This window comes from Desulfuromonadaceae bacterium (genome assembly GCA_019429445.1).
In the GTDB taxonomy this organism is placed as follows: Bacteria; Desulfobacterota; Desulfuromonadia; order Desulfuromonadales; family JAHYIW01; genus JAHYIW01.
Genome location: JAHYIW010000005.1, coordinates 36,046 through 57,030 on the forward strand (window position 1 = coordinate 36,046; position 20,985 = coordinate 57,030).

The following is a 20,985-nucleotide window of genomic DNA, read 5'->3' on the forward strand; positions in this document are numbered from 1 at the left end:
CCTTCGTTTAGCCACTCGATCTGCACCTGATATAAGGCTGATATGCAATGTACACATTGATTATTGCAGCACTTTTTTTATTGACTACATTTTCAGCAGGCATCTGTGCACAAGTCACTGACAGCGCCGCAGCCAAAACCGAAGACTCCGCGCCGCAAACCTTTCCGGTTATCCCCATCGCCTTCAGCACCAACGAAACCGGCGCGGCGATCGGGGTGATGTACAACCAGGTTCTCAGCAACGGCAGCAAGGACCGTCCCGATAATCTTCAAGCATATGCCTACTACTCCAGCAAGGGACTCTACAGCCTGTCCCTCAAGCCAAGCTTTTTTTTGAACGAAGGGGATTATCACTTCACCGGAGCCGTTTTTACCGCCTATTCGCCAAGCACCTTTTGGGGAGTCGGCAAGGAGGCTGGCGACAGTGACCGCGATGAAGACTTCACCAGTAAAACACGCGGCTTTACCGTTGCCGGAACCGCACGCATCGATGGCCCGTACCGGGTCGGCATGTCGCTCTCCTACAATCATGAAAAGTTCAGTGATGTCGAGCCCGGAGGGTTACTCGCCAGGGGCACGCTGGAAGGCTCCGCTGGCGGCGAAGACGTTGGTTTCGGTCTGCTCACCGAAATGGACAGCCGCGATTCAACCTTTTGGCCGACCACTGGATCGTTCTGCAAATTGAACGCTGTTGTCCATCGCAACGCTGTCGGGTCAGATTACAACTACAACGAGTACAACCTCGACCTGCGCACCTACCGGCTTTTAAGTACCGACAGCCTGGTTGCCCTGCGCATCATCACCTCAGGAACTGGCGGCGCCCCGCCCCTTTACGCGTTACGCCAGCTCGGCGGGTCACGTCTGCTCCGCGGCCTGTACGGCGGACGTTATCGTGACCGCTGGCTTTATGCCGCACAAACGGAGTATCGCGCCCACCTTACCGGGCGCTTCAGCTGGACCACCTTTGCCGCCCTCGGCAACGTTGCTGAACAGCCTGAAGAACTTTTTGACGACACCCCGCTGTTAACCGGGGGGTGCGGGATCCGCTTTGCCGTTGATCCTGAAAATCGTGTCAACTTGCGCGTCGATATCGGCCTGTCCAGACATGGTGTGGCACCGATGGTGATGATCAATGAGGCGTTTTGATCTTCATCTCCTGACGCGTTCATTCGTCGCAAAAAAGCCCCCGACTTGGTCGGGGGCTTTTTTTTCAACACACAGCTCTAAAATCAGCAGTCAAAATAAAGCGCGAATTCTTCCGGACACGGACGCATCCGCACCGGGTTGACTTCGGCTTCCATTTTGTACTCAATCCATTTGTCAATCAAATCATCTGTAAAAACATCACCTTTAAGCAGAAACTCATGATCTGCCTTGAGGTTGAGGAGCGCATCTTCCAGCGAGCTGGCCACCGTCGGGACATCTTTCAACTCTTCGGGAGCAAGACCGTAGATATCCTTGTCAAGCGGCTGCCCCGGATCAATTTTGTTCTCAATGCCGTCAAGACCAGCCATCAACTGCGCGGCAAAAGCAAGATAACCGTTGCACGCCGGGTCAGGAGTCCGATATTCAACGCGCTTGGCTTTATCATTATTGGTTATCGGGATGCGCAAGGAAGCGGAGCGATTACGATTCGAATAAGCCAGATTAATCGGGGCTTCAAACCCTGGAACCAGGCGCTTGTAAGAATTGGTGGTCGGATTGGTAAAGGCGCACAGGGCCTTGGCGTGCTTCATGATCCCGCCGATGTAGTACATCGCCATTTTCGACAGCCCCCCATAGCCGTCACCGGCGAAGAGGTTGACCTCGTCTTTCCACAGCGACTGATGGCAGTGCATGCCTGAGCCATTATCTTTAAAGATCGGTTTCGGCATAAAAGTAACCGTTTTGCCATTACGGAAGGCGACGTTTTTAACGATATATTTGAACCATTGCAGGGTATCGCCCATATTGAGCAGTGAATCAAAACGCATGTCGATTTCAGATTGGCCACCGGTCGCAACTTCATGATGAACCGCTTCGATGTTCATGCCGACACCTTGCAGCACTTCCACCATTTCGTTGCGCAGATCGATCATCGAATCGGTCGGGGCGCAGGGGAAGTACCCTTCCTTGTGGCGTGGTTTATAGCCGAGATTGCCCCCCGCCTCGTCAGCACCGGTGTTCCAGATCCCTTCTTTGGAATCAACCGCGTAGAAGGAATGGTTCGAGGCACTGTCATACTGAACGCTGTCGAAAATAAAAAATTCCGGCTCGGGACCAAAATAAGCGGTGTCAGCAATACCGGTCGATTTCAGGTAGGCTTCGGCCTTTTGCGCGATAAAACGCGGATCGCGGGTATACCCTTCCTTGGTGACCGGGTCGATGATGTTGCAGATCAGGCTGAGGGTCGGAACCTTGACAAAAGGATCAATTTTTGCCGTTGTCGGGTCGGGCATAATCAGCATGTCACTGTTGTGAATCGGTTGCCAGCCGCGGATCGACGAGCCATCAAAGCCGACCCCCTCTTCAAATATCTCCTCACCAAACTCGGCCATCGGGGTACTGAAATGTTGCCAGATACCGACAAAATCAAGAAATTTATAATCAACCATTTTGCAACCATGTTCTTCAGCAAACTTCAATACTTCTTTGGGGGTCATGTTTATTTTTCTCCTCATTATCAGTAGGGCTTGTGACGGATCATTACGACAGGACTACACCGCGTCTTCACCGGTTTCACCGGTCCGAATACGCACGATCTGATCGACCGGAGTCACAAAAATTTTACCATCACCGATGCGCCCGGTCTTGGCGGCCTCGGCGATAACCTCAATAACCTGATTAACCATGTCGTCACCAACAATAATTTCCATTTTTATTTTTGGAATAAAATCAACGACATATTCCGCACCGCGATAAAGTTCGGTATGTCCCTTTTGGCGTCCAAACCCCTTGACCTCGCTGACGGTAATCCCCTGAACACCGATTTCACTCAACGCCTCCTTGACTTCATCAAGTTTAAACGGTTTGATGATTGCTTCGATCTTCCGCATTTTTCTACCTCCGCAAGCTGTTCCCGATGACATTTACGTTGGTCACACCCGTCTTGAAACCTCAATCTTGATGAGACTGGACATTATCTGTCAGCAAATATTTTGCCAACCCCACCACACTGCAAAAAATACCTGTAACTTGATGATATTAAAGATTAGTTATAAAAACAAAAACGTGCATAAGAAATCGTTTAAAAACCAAACGCCTATAATTTAGGCAGCTTGTACGGTCAGTGATTACAAAACAGTCTCTCACCTTTGAAAGTAAGTGCCCTCGATGCTCCCTCGGTATCTTGCGCGATCAGACGTATTTGCGACCGGGAAGCGGTTTTTCGAAAGTCTCCTGCAAAACCCAGCCAATATCGAATGACTGCCCGCAGCTTGGGCAGATCAGGCCAACTTTGTTCCCTTTTTCTGTGGCCATGAAAGAAATGTGAAAACCGCGCTCGTAATTACAGCTGATACATCGACGAATCTCCGCCATAACAACCTCCTCGCGTTGGTTTAAAGCTTCTCGTAGTGCATGATCGCCGCCCTGAACGCTGGCGGTAAACGTCGTGGCCGACGTTCATTATAATCGAATGCGACCAGTTGCGTAACACCCTCGGCAACAACAATCTGCTCCCTTTCAATCCGATATTCCATGACAAAGGCAGAATGACGCAACGCACTGACCTTGACACCGATCTCCAGGAGGTCACCGAGAAACATTTCCTGTCGATAAAAAACCTGCGCTTCCAGGAGAATGATGCCGCAGTTCTGCCCGATATCAAGTTCTGAATAAGGGCCAAGGTGTGCCAGATAGGCAATTCGCGCATCGTGAAAAAAATTAAGGACGGCAGAATTCGCGACATGACCACCGTAATTAACGTCTGCAACACGCACTGAGTAAGGAAGAATGAAGTTATAGTGATCCATACGGGTACCCGGAGATCATTATCAGTGTTGACAATGGGGACAATAAACCGTTGATCGTTGCGCGATTCTGATCGATTTCAAGGCGCAACCACAAGTTCTGCACGGTTGCCCGCCACAGCCGTAAACAAGTAAATTATTCCTGAAATAGCCCGGCCTGGCCGAACTGTCGAAAAAATCGCGCAAGGTTGTGCCGCCAGCATCGATCGCTTCGTTGAGAACATCCTTGATCGATGCGGCCAACAGCTGATAGCGGGTGGCGGCTATTCTCCCTGCCGCACGTAGCGGATGGATCCCGGCCCGGAACAACGCTTCACTGGCGTAAATGTTCCCGACCCCGACAACGATCTGCTGATCCATGATAAAAGGTTTAACCGCGATTTTACGGCCACGTGATCTTTGAAACAGGTATTGACCGTCAAATTCACGGGTTAAGGGTTCCGGCCCGAGATGGCATAACAGCGGATGTTCTTCAGCAGAATCACCGATCAACGCCACCAGTCCGAATTTGCGCGGATCGTGAAATCTGATAACGGTGTCATTGCCAAGGTGAATGTCGACATGATCGTGGCGGTCGCAAGGTGTTCCCGGCGACACAATCCTGAGATGACCTGACATGCCAAGATGAATCAGCAAGGTGCCAACATCAAGGCGAAAGAGCAGGTATTTGGCACGTCTGTCAAGTTTAAGTATTTTTCGTCCAGACAACCGCGATGACAAATCGGCCGGCAGTGGCAGACGCAAGCGCGCGACACGACAGACCACCGATGTGATTGTCTGCCCTTCGACAACGCGGGCGATGCCGCGACGACTTGTTTCAACTTCAGGAAGTTCCGGCACGGTTATATCTTTCTGCTCAAAACCAGGGATGTCCTTTAAAACAATCGGCGGTAACCAAGTTCTGTCGATAAATTTCTTCAGTGACGACCAGACGACAACTCGACAGCAAACGCCAGCAACCATCTTCCCGCTGTAACTCATGCAACTCAAAAAAATATTCAGTCACGCCGGTGACAACACATCTGGATGTTGCACCAACAGAGGCAGACGAACCGTCTACGGACAAAAATTCAACAGCAAAGTCTTCAACATGGAGGAGCTCAAGCTGGTGCTGACGAGCATGATCAAGATAATCATCAACGCCGGGAAAATAAGCACGAAAGTTCGAAGCGCTGTGGGCGCTGTTGTAAATCGCGACAAAATCGCCAGCAGCGTGCGCCACAACACGTTTTTCAATAACCTGTTGCGGAGAAAGGCTGTCCATAACGATCATCAGTCGCCGAGGCGGGGATCAAGTGCGTCGCGCACCCCTTCCCCGAGCAGATTATAACCAAGGACGGTGACCAGAATAGCGCAACCAGGAAAGAAGGATAACCACCAGGCCGTCCCCAGCGTCTGTTTTCCGGCAATCAACATATTCCCCCAGGAAGGCGTCGGCGGCTGCACGCCGATCCCGAGAAAAGACAGCGCACTTTCAGTTAATATGGCTCCAGCAATTCCAAGTGTCGCGGCAACCAGCACCGGCGACAAGGCACTGGGCAGAATATGACGGAAAATAATGCGCAGATCACTCCCCCCCACGACCCTGGCGGCGAGGACAAAGTCTCGTTCACGCAGAGAGAGAAATTCAGCGCGAACCATCCGCGCGATCCCCATCCATCCGGTCAGACCGATAATAATCATAATATTCCAGATAGAGGGTTCAAGTAACGCGATTACCGCGAGGATCAGAAAAAAGGTTGGAAAGCAGAGCATGATATCGACCAGACGCATCATCACCGCATCTGTTTTCCCCCCGTAGTAACCGGCAAGCGCGCCATACGTTACACCGATTACGGAAGCAATGCCTATCGCAACAAAACCGACCAGCAACGAAATCCGTGCGCCATGGACGATCCTGGTCAAAACATCACGGCCAAGATCATCGGTGCCGAGCAAATGTGCGGAACTGGGGGGGGAGAGACGTCGGGAGACATCGATGGCACCAGGATCCTGGCAAAAAAACGGAGCAACAAAAGCCAAAAAAAACATGAACAACACGATGATAGCACCGCAAACTGCCATGCGATTACGCAACATCCGCGCAATAAAATTTTGCTGTACCCAAATAACCGTCATATCGAAGAGAATCACTTCAAACGTTCATACTCACCTAAGGTGATAATCCCCTTATCAAGCAATATCTTGCACAGCAGATCCATCCTCTGTTCCATGGTCTCCGCGCGTTTTACAACCGGTTTCTGTAAATTATCGAGAGTGCGTCCGGCGACCTCATCCTCTTCCGGGGTAATCATTTGAATCGAGTTATATTGATCAACGGCGCTGTCGATCTCTTCCTTGTCATAAAACTTACTGATCGCCTTCTGAATAGAAACCTCGGTGGATAAGGCAGCTCTGACCCGACAGCCTGTCATAAACTGAATTTCATCAATAATATTAAGATTTGTCGGATCATTCATCGCCACCAACAGAAACTGCACGCCGTTGGTTTCCTTCTTGGCGACCGGGATAATATTGTGTTCCTTGGCTTTGGCCACCGGAATACATTTAATCACGCTATCAGGGATATCTTTACCGGCCAGATTGACTCGTGGCAACTTCAGTTGATCAGACAGTGATTTCAGCAGTATTTCCTCGGTAACATAGCCAAGTTTAATCAGGGAGTTACCAAGTCTCCCCCCCCAGTTGCGTTGATGGGACAGCGCCGAATTCAATTGAAATTCGTCAATAACGCCTGCATTGATGAGAATTTCTCCAAGTTTCAGACTTTTTCGTGACATAGTGTGTTAATGCTCCTGACGACCAGTGCCGTCTACATTATTCAAGAATGATTTCGACGCGTCGATTGATCTGCCGACCAAACTGTGTTGAGTTGTCCTCCAGCGGTTTTCCCTCACCAAAACCGATCGCCCGGATTCTCTCCGGCGCGATATTAAACGCATCAATCAGCTGCTGACGAACCTTTTCCGCACGCTTTTGTGAAAGGCGCTGATTGACACCCGCTGACCCAGTGCTGTCTGTATGCCCCTCGACACGTAAACTTTTTTGCGGATTTTCATTCAAGTATTCGGCAATGCTTTTCAACATCTCCCGGTCTCGTTCCTGCACGCCACTCGACCCCGGTTGGAAACGAATTACAGCATGTTGTGGAACGGCCTTTTCCATAACCGGAACCACCGGAGCTGTTGCTACGGCATTGACAGGTGCAGGCACGGCAACATCCTCGGCAACACTGACAGGTTCATTATCGACCCTGCCCGCTGACGTGGCGGGGCGGTGGCCATCATCCGCAGGGGTAACAGCTTCCGCGTCACTGACAAGCGGACACCCCACCGTGTTAACCGGCGTCCCGAGCGGTGTCGCCGGACAACGATCAAGGCTGTCGATAATTCCGTCGTTATCGGCATCAGTATCGGCAGGTTGTGGTTTTACGCCACCAAATTGAGAATTGATTCCGATTGAGTAGGTAACGTTGCGCTTATCCTGCATCGTCTCGCTCCAGAAAAGAACGTGACGAACATCAATTCTGACTGGCAGCCCAGGAAAAACGTCAATCTTCATCCCCGCGCCGTAATTTACAAACTCTTCAGAGAAAGAGGATCCGCTGCTGGGGTTAACGCTCCAGCGTCCAACCCCGCCAGCAAGATAAAAAACAGACAAATCCGCAGGATTCAGGTGGTAGAGTACGTCGGTTTTGAGAAAAAACATGTCGGGAATATGCGCCGCACCAACGCGACTGTAGACATCATCCGCGACTGCCGCCGAAGCTTCCATCTGCCAGTGCTCGGTAAAGTTATACCCCAGGCCGAGGGTATAGATTTTAGTATCACGCCAGGGCTGATCGTTGTCAAAATGGTAATACCCTATCGTTGGACTAACGGTAATCGCACCACCCCGGTTTTCTGAAAAAGCCGTGAACGGACAGGCAAAAACAACCAACAAAAGCGCAACCAATTTTGCGTTAAACAACATTATACGCATCACATCCCCCATAAAAATTACATAGATCAATCTCTTGTCAAGTTAAAAGTAACAGGACATAGTTACAGGAAAACATAATAAAAATCAATGGTCTCTTCGCTAGCGCGAAGCAGGCGAGTGGCGAATGCGCGGGTCAGCGATAGCATAAGCGATATCTGCTAATAAATTCCCGGCCAGAGTCAATACGGCGCCCATCACCAGAACCCCCATGATTAACGGATAGTCTCTCATCATCACCCCGTCATAAAAAAGTTTGCCCATGCCAGGAATAGCAAAAATTGTCTCAAAGATCACGCTGCCTCCGATCAAGCCGGGAACCGACAAGCCAAGAAGAGTAATGAGCGGAAGAAGGGCGTTACGCAAGGCATGTTTGCCAATAACAACCTGCTCCGGCAACCCTTTGGCGCGAGCGGTGAGAATAAAGTCCTGCCCGATGACCTCAAGCATATTGGATCGCATATAACGGGAAAACCCCGCCAGTCCGCCAAACGCGGAGATCAGTACCGGAAGGATCAAGTGGCGGGCAACATCAAAAAAACGTCCGACTGGACCAAGGTATTCGTAGCCGAGTGATTTAATACCGGAAACCGGCAATAAACCGTAGCGAACGCCAAGCAAATCCATCAGCAGCAGGGCCAACCAGAACGACGGCATCGCGAAGCCGATAAAAACCAGAATCGTTGTTGATTTATCGAAAAATGAATTACGCCGGATAGCCGCAACGATTCCCAGGGGAATCGCGACCGCGAGAATCACCAGAATGGCCAACAGGTTAATCATGATTGTTACCGGCAAACGTTCAAGCACCTTGTCTCGCACCAGCCGGTGATCGGACGCAAAGGAACGCCCGAAATCAAGGACCGCGAGCCGCCCGAGCCACTTTCCATAGCGGACCAGCAACGGCTTGTCCAGATCGTACTGGAGCCGCAGCCGTTGCTGGAATTCCGCGCTTACGTCGGGGTTCATCTGGGTCTGCAAGTCGGTCGGCTCGCCGGGCGCGAGATTGATAACTACAAAAGAAATGAGGGTGATTCCGAGCAAGAGCGGAATCATCATCAGCAGACGTCGAAAAATATACCGCAGCATCATGCCCCCCCTATCGAGAGTACTTTTGCTCGGCGGCGGGAACGTACCAGCGAATAAAGTTATGTCTGATACCGGCAGGCGCCGCGTTTATCCCTCGAAAACGCTTGGCAACAACGGGTAACGCTTCAGCAATATAAAGAAAAGTATACGGTTGCTCTTCAGCCAAAATTTCCTGAAAACGATCATAATATTTTTTGCGTTCGACCAAATCGAAAGTACGCCGCCCTTTTTCCAGCATGTCATCGACATCATCATCTTTAAACCCGATAAAATTTAATTCACGCGGGCCAGTCTTGCTTGAATGCCAGATGTTGTACTGATCAGGTTCAGGTGTTCCGGACCAGCCGAGAATCGTCGCGTCGAAGTTTCCCGGATTAATAAATTCCTGCAGAAACGAGGCCCACTCAATGACCCGCAACTTGACGTCGACACCAATTTCACGAAAGCGCCGCTGAATGATCTCTCCCGTTTTGACACGCAGATCATTCCCCTGATTGGTGATGATCGTAAAAGTGAACGGTTTTCCATCATGATCAACGATTCCGTCGCTATCGGTGTCCGTCCAGCCAGCTTCCGCCAACAGCTTCCTGGCCATCACCGGATCATAAGGATAGTGCTTCACCCGCTCGTTATAGACCCATGAGTCCGGTTTGTAGGGCCCGGTTGCCGGGCGACCGAGACCAAGCAGGACGCCGTCAACAATTTCGTCCTTGTTGATCGCGTGCGACAACGCCTGACGCACCCGTTTATCCTGAAAGAGCGGGTTACGCAGATTGTAGCCGAGATACGTATAGCCAAATGAAAGATAACGAAATTTATTAAAGTTGCGCGAAAATGCCGGGGTATCGGTCTGCGTTTGATACTGCATCGGCGTCAACCCCATGAAGTCCAGCCCTCCTGATTGCAGTTCCAGAAATTGTGTCGACAAATCAGGGATCAAACGATAAACGATGCGTTTTATGTAGGGTGGTTTCTCAAAGTAGTCAGGATTCGCCTCAAGGACAAGCTTTTCACCACTCACCCACTCTTTAAACCGATAAGGGCCAGTACCGATCGGAGCACGCGACAAACGACTCGTCGTAATGTCATGTCCTGCGAGCAAATGTTGCGGATGAATAGCCACCCCCCAACTGATCAGCGCCGGAGCATAGGGTTGATCATAGCTGACACGAAAGGTGCCGGGGTCAGGTGCTTCAGCCCTGGTTACCTGGCGATAGCGCTCGGCATAAGCGGTGGGCGTGGCCGGATCAATGAACATGCGGTAGGTAAAGAGAACATCAGCGGACGTAAAAGGTGTCCCGTCATGCCACAATACCCCCTTTCGCAAATGAAATGTGATCGTTCTCTGGTCTGCTGAAATCTCCCATGATTCCGCCAGGTCTCCCTCGATCTTCAGCTCCTTGTCATAACGAACCAGGCCATTATAAATCAACCCGTTAATGTCAGCCGATGCAGAGTCGGAGGACAGCACCGGCAGAAGGTTGCTCGGTTCGCCGATAGATGCCTCGATAAACGTGTCACCGAACGCCGGTTTATCTTCAGCCGTGCGCTGGACAGGCACCGACTGACGATCACAGCCCGCAATAAATAGTGTACCCATGATAAAAATAACCATAAACCGGTGCATAATTCTCGATCCTCAAATATGATGCTCTCGCAAAAACTCATGGGATGGCTAAGCAAAATTTCGTCCTGCAAGGCCTGGTGGTTTTTCAGGGGCGAAGACCTACATCAGGTAGGTTGAGATCCTGAAAAATCAGCGTAACGCAGTAGGGCGGACTTTTTGCGACGCCATCAAATATCGTTCAGTTCGAATTTAACCGCACTTTCAGGAACATCCAATTCAAAACGTTGCGCGGGAATGATGCCATTCACGGTCGGCGAATCAAATTCTATCAGCACACTACTTTGGGCAGCCGGAAATTTGAGATGAATAACGGATGCAAAGCCTTCCGCCGTAAAAGCGGAATATTCGACCGTCAACAGTATCTGGTCCCCGCGCCACAAGCGCCCGGCAGTCAGCATTTTCTGCTGATTAAAGCGTAACTCCTGTGACAAACTGTCACCGGACAAAGTCACTACGTGATGACCGTCAGCATCAATCTCCGCGTGAAACGCCGCACGACCGATCGACGGCAAACGTCCCAGCAACAGCGCGACAAAATCGCTTCCGGCAAGAGGCATGTGCGTCAAACGATAAAAACTTTCAACCGAGGCGGGACTTTTGAAATAACGATTTTCAGCGGGGAGAAAATAGCTGAGCGACTCCCCGTCGTTCACCAGAATATAGACCGGGCGTCCGAACAAACTGTAAAGTTCAGCTCTTAATTTATCGGGAGATTCAGCAAACAGGGCATGATTGCCGCTGATGCTCTTGTCACCCATCGTGATCCTGATATCCGCCAGACCGGTAACGGATGAGAAGGTCGTGAAGTATTTTGCAAAATCCTCTTGCAGGAGATCTTGTTCAAAAGCTGGTGTTCCAGATGTCGAAAACAGTGATGAACATCCGCCCAGAAGCCCGCCGACAAACACCACCAGAAGAGTGAACATGCCGTACCAATAACGCATCATCCTTGAACCATGAACCATCAGGGGAGTGCCTCCATCTTCTGCCGGATACGTTTTGTCTCGGCGGGGACACGCGCAATAATTTTCTCGTAGAGAGCTCGCGCGCTATCCCCGTCCCCCATTGCCCGACAAATATCGGCAAGATGTTCAGTGACAACCATGTCATCAGGAAGTTCAAGCATGACTTTTTCCAATGCACCTCGCGCTTCTTCGAGGCGTCCCAACTTGAAATAAATCCATCCTATCGTGTCGGCAATATGTGCTCCCTGATTCAAGGCATAGGCCTCTTGTGCCATCCGCAACGCTTCTTCGAGCATGATCCCTTCTTCAGCATAAGAGTAGGCAACGTAATTGAGTGCATCCGCATGTTTTGGCTCAACGAGGAGCACTTGTTGCATCACCTCACGCGCCCGATCACGCTGCTTCATCTGTTCCAGCACAACCCCCTGGTGATAAAGCAGATCTACCGTTGCGGGGAAACGTTCCAACCCCTGACCGAGAATGCCGATTGCGACAGAATAATCTGCCTCGTTTTCATACACTGAGGCGAGAGCTGAATAGACTTCAGCTCTCGCCTCGTGGTGAGCAATAATCTCCCGGAAAGTCGCAATGGCAGCATCGCGCTGCTGCAACATATGATAAAGGAATCCCCGGTGATAGAGTGAATCAAGATAAAGAGACGAGTTTTCCGGAATCGAAGCAAATGCGTCAAGCGCCTCACCGTAACGTTCGTCTCGTTCAAGCGCCGACCCGTAATAGTAACGAATTTCAGTCAAATCGGGATTAACTGCAAGAATGGTTGCAAACGAAGCCGCCGCAGCCTGATAATGACCGTCCTCAATTTCCAGCAGACCAAGTTTTCGATGCGCCTCAAGATCAAGCGGGTCTGCGACAAGCAGTAATTTCAATTCTCTTTTCGCCTCAGTGCGTAAATTTCGTTCAATGTAGAGGTCTATCAGTTTCCGCCGCAAGGTGGTGCTGTCGTCTGTAGCTTTGATTGCCGTGTTTAACAGTCTCTTGGCAGCAGCAAATTCCCCGCGCTCATTCAACATCATAGCCAGATCAATAACCGCCGGTTCGTAATCGGGCTGATCCGTTAAAATTTCGCGCAGCATCCTTTCCGCCGCAGCTGGCGAATTTTCTTTCAAAAGGATTCGCGCCAGGACCATGCGTCCGGTCAGGGTAGCAGGATGTAATTCGAGCAGACGGCGCAAAGTGGCTTCAGCCGCTGAAAAGTTTTCCTGTTTGTCATAAGCAAGGGCGAGATGAATATAAGGCTTTTCGATCTCAGGGGACAAGATCACCAGGCGCTCAAAGTAACGTACCGCGTCTTGATAATGACCGGTTCGAAAAGCAAGCGTACCTAGTTGCCATAAGGTTTCGAGGTTGTCGGGGTCCAGTTGATCGACAATTTCCGCTGCCTCCAGGGCGGCTGGATAAGCTTCGCTGCGAAGTGCCAATTCAATAAAAAACCTGCGCAGATAAATTGACTCTGGAGCGGCGTCCACGGCCTGTTGCATCGAACTGAACGCGGCTGACAAGTCGCCACGGGCAAGTTGCAGCCGAGCCCGGCCATAAAAATAAAGGCTCTTCGACTCAGGTGCATCAAAAACAGAGTGATACCTGTCGGCAACAACGGTATCAGCAGAATGTCCACCATCAATCAGGGGGAGAGCACAGCCGGACAAAAACAAGAGGCCTGTGAAAAATAAATAAACGGATTTCGACATTTAGATTGCAGCCCAACTTCAAAGCATTTATGTTCTTAACATAACTGTCATCAAATTATCATTTCGCCTTTAAGTGGTCAAACTTTCTTTTAGTTCTTCATCCGCTCTGAATCGGCTCAAAACAGTAACTTCAGCCAAATCCAACAAGGGTATCGACACCGGGGAAAAGCTCCATTATACTTAACCGTAAAGTGAATTGTCACAATCCATGAGAGTCTGACATGAAACGAATCAACAAGGAACGGTTGCGTGATGCGTGGATTCTGTTTTTCATCCTCGGCATCATCATGCTGAACTATCCCTTTCTGGAGATATTCAACAAAACCGTGCAAGTCATGGGGATTCCCCTGCTGGTTGCATATTTTTTCATTGGCTGGCCAATCTCGATCCTGGTCATCTTTTTCTTTTCTCGTTCGCTGACCACCAAAGGGGAAAAGAAAGAAAAAACCCCCATTGAGAGCTTATGATTCCAACTGGCATAGTCACTACAATCACTTTTTTGTATTTTGTGCTGCTCTTCTCGGTCGCCTACTACGCGGACCAGCGCCGCAAGAGCGGTCGCAGCCTGATCTCAAACCCCAACATCTACGCCCTTTCGCTGGCGGTTTACTGCTCGTCCTGGACCTTCTATGGCAGTGTTGGCCGGGCCGCAACCAGCGGTCTTGATTTCATTGCCATTTATGTCGGACCAACGCTGATAGCGTTCTCCTGGTGGTTTCTGCTACGCAAAATGGTGCGCATCAGTAAAGAACAAAATATCGTCACCATCGCCGACTTTATCTCCAGCCGTTACGGAAAATCTGTTTTTCTTGGTGTGGTTGTTACAATCTTCGCGATTGTCGGCATTACCCCCTACATTGCCCTGCAACTAAAGGCCATTGCCCACACCTTCAACCTGATCGCGTTATCTTCCCATTCAGCAGTTGACGACTATGCACTCCAATTTCCGACTTTCATCGATACCGCCTTGTTCGCAGCCATCATCCTTGGCGTGTTCGGCGTCCTGTTTGGAGCCCGAAGTCTTGATGCCACGGATCGTCACGAGGGGCTGGTCGCGGCGGTTGCGTTCGAATCACTGGTTAAACTGGTGGCCTTTTTGTCTGTCGGTATTTTTGTCACTTACGGGATATTTGACGGGTTCGGGGATATTTTCAGTCGTTTTCTTGAACGCTTTCCAGAACGCGCCGACCTGCTTTTGTTGAATACCGAAAAGGTCCCCTACTCAACCTGGTTCACCCTGACCTTTGTCTCAATGATGGCCTTCATGTTCCTGCCCCGCCAGTTCCATATTATGGTCATCGAAAATTCACAGGAAGACCACATCAAATCGGCCATGTGGCAATTCCCGACCTATCTCTTTCTGATCAATCTTTTTGTGATTCCGATTGCGCTGGGCGGTTTGCTCCTGTTTGGCGGAGACAACTCAGCGGCAGACTACTTCGTGATTTCCATTCCGTTGCAGGCCAATCACCCATGGCTGGCACTCTTCGTCTTCATCGGCGGATTTTCCGCGGCAGCGGGAATGGTCATGATTTCTTCAGTATCCCTCGCCACGATGATTCTCAACCATCTGGTCATGCCGATTATCTTGCGGATTCCGTCCCTGGCGAACAAGAACCTTTCGCGCATCTTGATCAATATCAAGCGCAGTGCAATCATGGCCGTTGTCCTGATCGGTTACATCTATTACAAAATCATCGGCGACTCCTACGCACTGGTCAATATCGGCCTGATCTCTTTTATTGCCGCAACCCAGTTTGCCCCGGCGATGATCGGCGGTATCTATTGGCGGCAGTCGACCCGATTTGGAGCAAGTGTCGGCATGATTGCGGGATTTACTATCTGGTTCTATACCTTGCTGATCCCGGCATTCTGTCGCTCAAACTGGTTGCCGAATGATATCATCGACCATGGATTATTTGGCATCACCTTGCTCAAACCGCTTGAGTTATTTGGCCTGAGCGGTTTTGATATGTGGACCCATTCTCTTTTCTGGACGTTGTTTTTTAATCTCGGGTGTTATCTGACCATTTCATTACTATCCACTCCGAGTGCGACCGAAAGAGAACAAGTCCATAAATTCGTTGATGTTTTTTCAACCCGTGTTCCCCAAATTGAACGTAAACGTTTCAACAAAGCCCCCTCCCTGCTCGAATTTGTCGAATTAATGGCCAAATTTATCGGTGAGAAACAAGCTCATGCAGCGATCTCCGAGTATCTTGGCGATCGTGACATTGACGAAAAAGGCAGCGTTTCCGAGAATGAGTTATTAACCCTGAAAAGCTTTGCCGAACGCACGTTAGCCGGGTCCGTCGGTGCCGCACCGGCCAGAATCATCATTGACAACTACCTTGTCACCCGGGGCAGTACCATGGAAGACGTCTTCGATATTTTTGGCTCGGTCACGCTCAGCCGTACCAGTAGCCGGGAGCAACTCAGTGTTCTCTACGAGTCCGCCCGTGCGGTTTCCGGGGGCGACAACTTAAATGAAATCCTCGACAACATTTTACATATATTGCGCCAGCAGTTTAAATTTGACCTGTGTACGATCCGGCTGTTGGACGAAGACCGTTCACTGCTGACCGTCATCGCCCAGGATGGCATGAGCACCGAGCATTTCGATAACGCGGACCGTGATTTGACGATGAACAATTATGTCGGTGCAACCTTCTTGACGAATAAGGAAACCGTCATCAACGATGTCGAGTTGATGAAACGATCACAATTTATCGGCATTATCCAGCGTGAAGGTATCAAATCGTTTGCCCACATGCCGATTACCATTGAAGGCCAGCCGATCGGCGTCCTTTCAGTTTTTTCAAAAAGTGTCAAAGGAATATTCACTCCCGAGTTTATCGAACTCTTCCACAGCCTCGCCGTACAGATTGGTATCGCCAAACGCAATGCGGATCAAACCGAACACCTCATTGCCGCACATGAACAGCAAAAAGAGCTGCAGATCGCCAAAACAATTCAACTCGGGCTACTCCCCTTAAAGGCCCCTGACATTGCAGGAATTGACCTTGCCGGTATCTGCGTGCCCGCCCGTCAGGTGGGGGGGGATTACTACGATATCCTCCCTACTGACCGTGATACTATTGACCTGGTGATTGCTGACGTTTCGGGTCATAATGTCGGTGCGGCACTGATCATGGCGGAAACCAGAACATTCATTCATTCTAAAATCAATGAGAATTACCCCTTGTCGGTCATGCTTAATCAGCTGAACGAATTTTTTCATGATGATTTGTCCCGCGCCGAACTGTTTGTTACCATGTTTTACCTTCGTTATGTCCATGGCAGGAGAACCCTGACCTACACCAACGCCGGGCACAACAAGCCTCTGCTCTGGAGAAAAGCCACTGAAGCATGCGAACACCTTGATACCGAAGGAATGATCCTGGGGATCAAGAGAAATGTTGTTTTTGAAGAACATCAGACCGTCATGCAGCCGGGAGACACCCTCCTCCTCTACACAGACGGAATTGTTGAAGCAGAAAACTCACAAGGGGATTTCTTTGGTATCGAAAGACTGAGCGCACTGCTCAATGAGCACCATACCTTACAGGCACAACAAATGATTGATACGATTATGCAACAGGTCAGACTTTTTACCGGGCTGCATTCTTTTGTAGATGACATCTCTCTCTTGATTATGAAAGTTACAGACTGAAAATCCATAACTATGTTAATATTCAGGTAGTTTGAATAACCGCGACAGAAAGTATACCGAGGAGCAAAAAATGGAACTGATTCTTGACGAAAAAAACGGCATCGTCACCATCACCGTAGAAGAGGAACGCCTTGATGCACACAACAGTGGCGAACTGAAAACCAGAATGACCAGCCTGTTCGAGGATGAGAAAAGTAACATCATTGTCAACCTCAAGGCTGTTCGTTTTGTTGATTCTTCAGGGCTTGGTGCCCTGGTATCAGGCTTTAAAAACGCGAGTGCGCGCAATGGCAGCCTGAAGCTCTGCGGACTACAGCCACAGGTTAAATCGATGTTCGAATTGACCCGGCTGCATCGAGTCTTTGAAATATTCACCGACAGTGAAGAAGCCTTCAGCAGTTTCTGATTTTCGGGAAAGTGATGCGTGAACGTATCGACATTGACATCAAGGTGCCAAATCAGACCCGCTATTTAAGCTTGATCGGGAAGATTGGTGAGGATGTGGCACGCACCATCAAAAGATTCGATGGTGACAGGGAGAAGCTCGCCTACAATGTCAACGTCGTACTAACCGAGGCAATGGCAAACGCCATTCTCCACGCCAACCGGGATGCACCGGATCCCGAAGTACACGTCCGGATATCAGTTTTTGAGCGGGTGTTGACCATTGAGGTGTTTGATCAGGGGCAGGGGTTTGATATCGACGCACTGCCCGCCCATAACCCGGACAGTTGTCATGAGTCAGGGCGCGGTATTTATATTATGCGCTCCCTCATGGATCGTATCAGCTATAAAAAGTCGAAGAACGGCTATGTGCTCGTCATGGTCAAATCGCTCTCTGCCTGACAACACAACTCAGATCAATTCTCAGCACAATTCTCGTCACAACCAACAACCAATCAATGGCGCAAGCTCTTTATGGTGAGTGACACAACATTCGCCGGGGAAACTGGTCTGATACCCGACAAAACGAATCTTTGCACGTTGCGCAGCGAGTTGATCGAGGTGTGAATCACCAACAAACACAAGTTCATCCGGGTCGATTCCCAGTTGTCGTGAAACCAGCTGCAACATATCGGGGCAAGGTTTGGGCCGGGCAACATCGCGGCTGGTAACCACAGCTGAAAAATAGTGTCGTAACGCAAAATGTTCGAGAATTTCATGCATACTCGTGCCGCGATTAGTTGCTACAGCCAACCGAAACCGCTTCGTCAATGTGATCAACGCCTCTTCAATCCCCGGCTCCAGCTGCATGAACGGCATAAATTGCCGAAAACCGAGTGTCGCTGCGAAATCAAGTGCGGCGGAAACCCGCTCCTGACCGAGCAATTCCGCAAAAACGACCGGGCTTGCAGCCGTATGACAAAGGTAGGCGCGTTGCCGGTCTTCTTCATCAGCCTGGACCGGGGCGACGCCAAAATATTCCAGAACAGTATTATAGTAAGCAAGATTGGCGGCACGACTTTCAAACAAAACGCCGTCGCAATCGAAGACTACACCACGCGTCACCGGCATTGTTTCGCTCCGCGTTGACAGACGTAATAAATTCCGGCAACACCTGTCAGCATCATCGGCAAAGACAACCACTGCCCCATACTCAATCCTGCAGCAAGGAGCCCCAGATGAGCATCCGGCTGGCGAAAATATTCTATTCCGAAGCGGCATAACCCATACCCGAAAAGGAACGCGAAACAAACGAAACCCAGCGGGAAATGGCGGCGATGAAACCACCACAGCAGGAGAAAGAGGAACACCCCTTCAAAAAATGCTTCATACAATTGACTGGGGTGTCGCGGTAGCGGCCCTGCCCCAGGGAAAATCATCCCCCATGTAACCGTGGTTGTTCTTCCCCATAATTCAGCATTAATAAAATTTCCGATGCGCCCGAAAAACAGGCCAATCGGTGCCGCACCAGCGAGCAGATCACCGACCATCAACCGCGACAACTTGCGCCGCCAGCAAAAGATCATCCCGGCAACAAAAACCCCGAGAAAACCTCCATGAAAGCTCATGCCCCCTTCCCATACCGCAAACATGCTCAGCGGATTAGCCAAAAAATAAGACAAATTGTAGAACAGCACATAACCAAGCCGACCACCGACAACAACACCAATGACACATTGAAAGATGAGATCCCCGACATCATCTTTGGACAGCGCAAAATGACGCAAGCGAACCAGATAGTTTATGTAGAGGTACCCACCGATAAAACCGCACAAGTACATCAGACCGTACCAGCGAACAGCCAATGGACCGAGGCGAAAAATTATCGGATCAAAGTGTGGATAGGAAAGCATGTCTCCTCCTGAACATCTCAGCGGTTTACGTCAGTTCTCGAATTTTACGCAACAAATCGGCCATATCAGCTGGTATCGGTGCCGTACAATTTAACATTTCACCGTTGAACGGATGAGCCAGGGCAAGGGTTTTCGAATGCAACATCGTGCGTGGCACATCCTGCTCGTGCCATGCAACGGCCCCTCCATAAAAGGGATCGCCCAGAATCGGACACCCGGTTTCAGCCAGATGAACCCTGATCTGATGAGACCGACCGGTCAGGATTTCCACTTCAAGCAACGCCGTGTCGGCAAATTGTTCAATCACGCGGTAGCGGGTAACCGCTTCCTTGCCACCGTACGGCACGGACTTTACACGGTTTGCATCGCGTGTTCGCGCCAGGTTGGAAACGATCTCCCGTTCCGCAGTCGGCGGCTGTCCCGCAACCAGCGCCAGGTAGCTTTTTTTCACCCGTCGTTCAGAAAATGCCTGGGTCAATGGCCGATGTGCCCGAACATGAGTTGAGAAAAGAATCGCCCCGGAAGTTTCCCGGTCAAGTCGCTGAATCATCCCCAACTCGGGTTTCTTCTGCGCATGCCGACTGCGATCAGTGCCGAGCAAAGTCAGTACCGCCTCGTAAAGTGTCCCTTTATAACGTGCGGCAGTTGGTTGTGTTTCGACCAGTGGCGGTTTCGACAAAACCAGCAAATACTGATCCTGATAGAGAATATCATCCGCCGTGACGCGATATGGAATGAGCGGTAAACCGTCGAGTGTGACCTCAAGCACATCACCACAAACAACGTCCATACCGCATTTCCTGATCCGTCGTCCATTGTGACTCACACCGCCGATATCAATAATCTTGCGCAGGAGTGTGCGACTCAATTCCGGTTCAACGGCCGGCAGGTATTGATCCAGGCGCATCCCGGAATGACTGGCATCAACACAGCGTCGATATGTTTTTCTATTTACATCCGCCATAATATACCGAAAAAAGATTGTTCACAGATTGACTTGGAGCTCGACCATGATATCGTGGCAAAGAAGTGCCAACAACTTCGGGATGGATGATTGGCATAGGAGCATGACCAACACACCCAAGCAGGTTCAACTCAGGGAATGGTGAGCAAGCCCGTAGTAAAGAACGGGACGCCTTAAGTTCCGCTACCTGAACCTAACTGTTTCGCAGGGTCATGATTGCGTGACCGTCGCCATCCCGAAATACAAAACTCGAAAGCCCCGTCTGATGACAGGGCTTTCGAGTTTTGTATAATCCGCTGTTGTCCCGCCAGAGGTCGACACTCATGTGCTTGCGACTCTTTCACGCAGATCCTTCCCCGTTTTGAAGAATGGTGTCTTTTTTGCCGGAATTCGCACCACTTCACCACTTTTTGGATTTCTTGCTTCGCGGGCATCACGACAACGCACTGTAAACGAACCAAAGCCACGGATCTCAACACGTTCACCGGCAACCAATGCATCACCGATGCTGTCGAATATCGTATTGACAATCGATTCTGCATCACGCTTGTTCAGAATATCGTTTGACTCCATTAATTGTTCAATCAACTTACTTTTCGTCATTTTTCACCTCCAGCGGAACAAGGATTATCCGCTCAACAACCAAACATCACAATGATAACATTGAGCATACTGAACCGAAAAAACAAGACAAAAAGCGCGCATCGGGTGCAGCCGCCCGGCGGCAGCACCCG

Annotated in this window: 22 protein-coding genes; 5 read left to right on the forward strand and 17 right to left on the reverse strand. The window is 50.2% G+C overall.

Features of this window, described 5'->3' with window-relative positions:
* Positions 1-47: 47 nt before the first annotated feature.
* On the forward strand, positions 48-1,145 hold the full coding sequence (locus tag K0A93_02695) for a BamA/TamA family outer membrane protein (GenBank protein MBW6511014.1): 1,098 nt from the start codon (positions 48-50) through the stop codon (positions 1,143-1,145).
* An 83-nt stretch (positions 1,146-1,228) separates the two neighbouring features.
* Here K0A93_02695 and glnA read toward each other — a convergent pair whose 3' ends face one another.
* From glnA to K0A93_02760, 13 genes are all read right to left on the reverse strand, one after another.
* A complete protein-coding gene (gene glnA / locus K0A93_02700; GenBank protein MBW6511015.1) occupies positions 1,229-2,641 on the reverse strand; it encodes a type I glutamate--ammonia ligase in 1,413 nt (470 codons plus the stop codon).
* Positions 2,642-2,695: 54 nt separating this feature from the next.
* On the reverse strand, positions 2,696-3,034 hold the full coding sequence (locus K0A93_02705) for a P-II family nitrogen regulator (GenBank protein ID MBW6511016.1): 339 nt from the start codon (positions 3,032-3,034) through the stop codon (positions 2,696-2,698).
* Between the two features lie 301 nt (positions 3,035-3,335).
* Entirely contained in the window at positions 3,336-3,518 is a 183-nt protein-coding gene (locus K0A93_02710; protein ID MBW6511017.1) for a hypothetical protein, read from the reverse strand.
* A gap of 20 nt (positions 3,519-3,538) precedes the next feature.
* Positions 3,539-3,952 carry an acyl-CoA thioesterase gene (locus K0A93_02715; GenBank protein ID MBW6511018.1) on the reverse strand — a complete coding sequence of 138 codons (414 nt, stop codon included), beginning with the start codon at positions 3,950-3,952 and terminating at the stop codon, positions 3,539-3,541.
* Between the two features lie 21 nt (positions 3,953-3,973).
* Complete coding sequence (gene mutM / locus K0A93_02720) at positions 3,974-4,789, reverse strand: bifunctional DNA-formamidopyrimidine glycosylase/DNA-(apurinic or apyrimidinic site) lyase (protein ID MBW6511019.1); 816 nt, start codon at positions 4,787-4,789, stop codon at positions 3,974-3,976.
* 16 nt (positions 4,790-4,805) lie between these two features.
* Entirely contained in the window at positions 4,806-5,213 is a 408-nt protein-coding gene (locus tag K0A93_02725; protein MBW6511020.1) for a hypothetical protein, read from the reverse strand.
* 8 nt (positions 5,214-5,221) lie between these two features.
* Complete coding sequence (locus K0A93_02730; protein MBW6511021.1) at positions 5,222-6,067, reverse strand: ABC transporter permease; 846 nt, start codon at positions 6,065-6,067, stop codon at positions 5,222-5,224.
* An 11-nt stretch (positions 6,068-6,078) separates the two neighbouring features.
* Positions 6,079-6,729, reverse strand: a complete 651-nt coding sequence (locus tag K0A93_02735) for a hypothetical protein (GenBank protein ID MBW6511022.1) — start codon at positions 6,727-6,729, stop codon at positions 6,079-6,081.
* Between the two features lie 37 nt (positions 6,730-6,766).
* A complete protein-coding gene (locus K0A93_02740; GenBank protein MBW6511023.1) occupies positions 6,767-7,930 on the reverse strand; it encodes an OmpA family protein in 1,164 nt (387 codons plus the stop codon).
* A 99-nt stretch (positions 7,931-8,029) separates the two neighbouring features.
* Positions 8,030-9,016, reverse strand: a complete 987-nt coding sequence (locus K0A93_02745) for an ABC transporter permease (protein ID MBW6511024.1) — start codon at positions 9,014-9,016, stop codon at positions 8,030-8,032.
* A gap of 10 nt (positions 9,017-9,026) precedes the next feature.
* The gene (locus K0A93_02750; GenBank protein MBW6511025.1) at positions 9,027-10,643 is read right to left on the reverse strand and encodes a peptide-binding protein; all 1,617 of its coding nucleotides are present in this window, start codon (positions 10,641-10,643) and stop codon (positions 9,027-9,029) included.
* A 167-nt stretch (positions 10,644-10,810) separates the two neighbouring features.
* A complete protein-coding gene (locus tag K0A93_02755) occupies positions 10,811-11,590 on the reverse strand; it encodes a DUF4292 domain-containing protein (GenBank protein ID MBW6511026.1) in 780 nt (259 codons plus the stop codon).
* 17 nt (positions 11,591-11,607) lie between these two features.
* Positions 11,608-13,275 (reverse strand): tetratricopeptide repeat protein, encoded by a 1,668-nt coding sequence (locus K0A93_02760; protein MBW6511027.1) that lies wholly within the window; start codon positions 13,273-13,275, stop codon positions 11,608-11,610.
* 263 nt (positions 13,276-13,538) lie between these two features.
* On the opposite strand from K0A93_02760, the gene K0A93_02765 reads away from it, so the two are divergent.
* The 4 genes from K0A93_02765 to K0A93_02780 all read left to right on the forward strand — a co-directional run bounded on the left by K0A93_02765 (position 13,539) and on the right by K0A93_02780 (position 17,836).
* Complete coding sequence (locus K0A93_02765) at positions 13,539-13,784, forward strand: hypothetical protein (protein MBW6511028.1); 246 nt, start codon at positions 13,539-13,541, stop codon at positions 13,782-13,784.
* Entirely contained in the window at positions 13,781-16,990 is a 3,210-nt protein-coding gene (locus tag K0A93_02770) for a SpoIIE family protein phosphatase (GenBank protein ID MBW6511029.1), read from the forward strand. Before K0A93_02765 ends, K0A93_02770 begins: the two co-directional genes overlap by 4 nt.
* Positions 16,991-17,060: 70 nt before the next feature.
* Positions 17,061-17,396: an STAS domain-containing protein gene (locus tag K0A93_02775; GenBank protein ID MBW6511030.1), complete on the forward strand. Its 336-nt coding sequence runs from the start codon at positions 17,061-17,063 to the stop codon at positions 17,394-17,396.
* Between the two features lie 14 nt (positions 17,397-17,410).
* Entirely contained in the window at positions 17,411-17,836 is a 426-nt protein-coding gene (locus tag K0A93_02780; protein MBW6511031.1) for an ATP-binding protein, read from the forward strand.
* A gap of 36 nt (positions 17,837-17,872) precedes the next feature.
* On the opposite strand, the gene K0A93_02785 is transcribed toward K0A93_02780, so the two are convergent.
* The 4 genes from K0A93_02785 to K0A93_02800 all read right to left on the reverse strand — a co-directional run bounded on the left by K0A93_02785 (position 17,873) and on the right by K0A93_02800 (position 20,854).
* Positions 17,873-18,505, reverse strand: a complete 633-nt coding sequence (locus K0A93_02785; protein ID MBW6511032.1) for an HAD family hydrolase — start codon at positions 18,503-18,505, stop codon at positions 17,873-17,875.
* Positions 18,496-19,287: a prolipoprotein diacylglyceryl transferase gene (lgt, locus tag K0A93_02790; GenBank protein MBW6511033.1), complete on the reverse strand. Its 792-nt coding sequence runs from the start codon at positions 19,285-19,287 to the stop codon at positions 18,496-18,498. Before lgt ends, K0A93_02785 begins: the two co-directional genes overlap by 10 nt.
* Before the next feature lie 25 nt (positions 19,288-19,312).
* Positions 19,313-20,251 (reverse strand): RluA family pseudouridine synthase, encoded by a 939-nt coding sequence (locus K0A93_02795; GenBank protein MBW6511034.1) that lies wholly within the window; start codon positions 20,249-20,251, stop codon positions 19,313-19,315.
* 321 nt (positions 20,252-20,572) lie between these two features.
* Positions 20,573-20,854, reverse strand: coding sequence for an integration host factor subunit beta (locus K0A93_02800; protein ID MBW6511035.1), 282 nt, complete (start codon positions 20,852-20,854; stop codon positions 20,573-20,575).
* Positions 20,855-20,985: the final 131 nt, after the last annotated feature.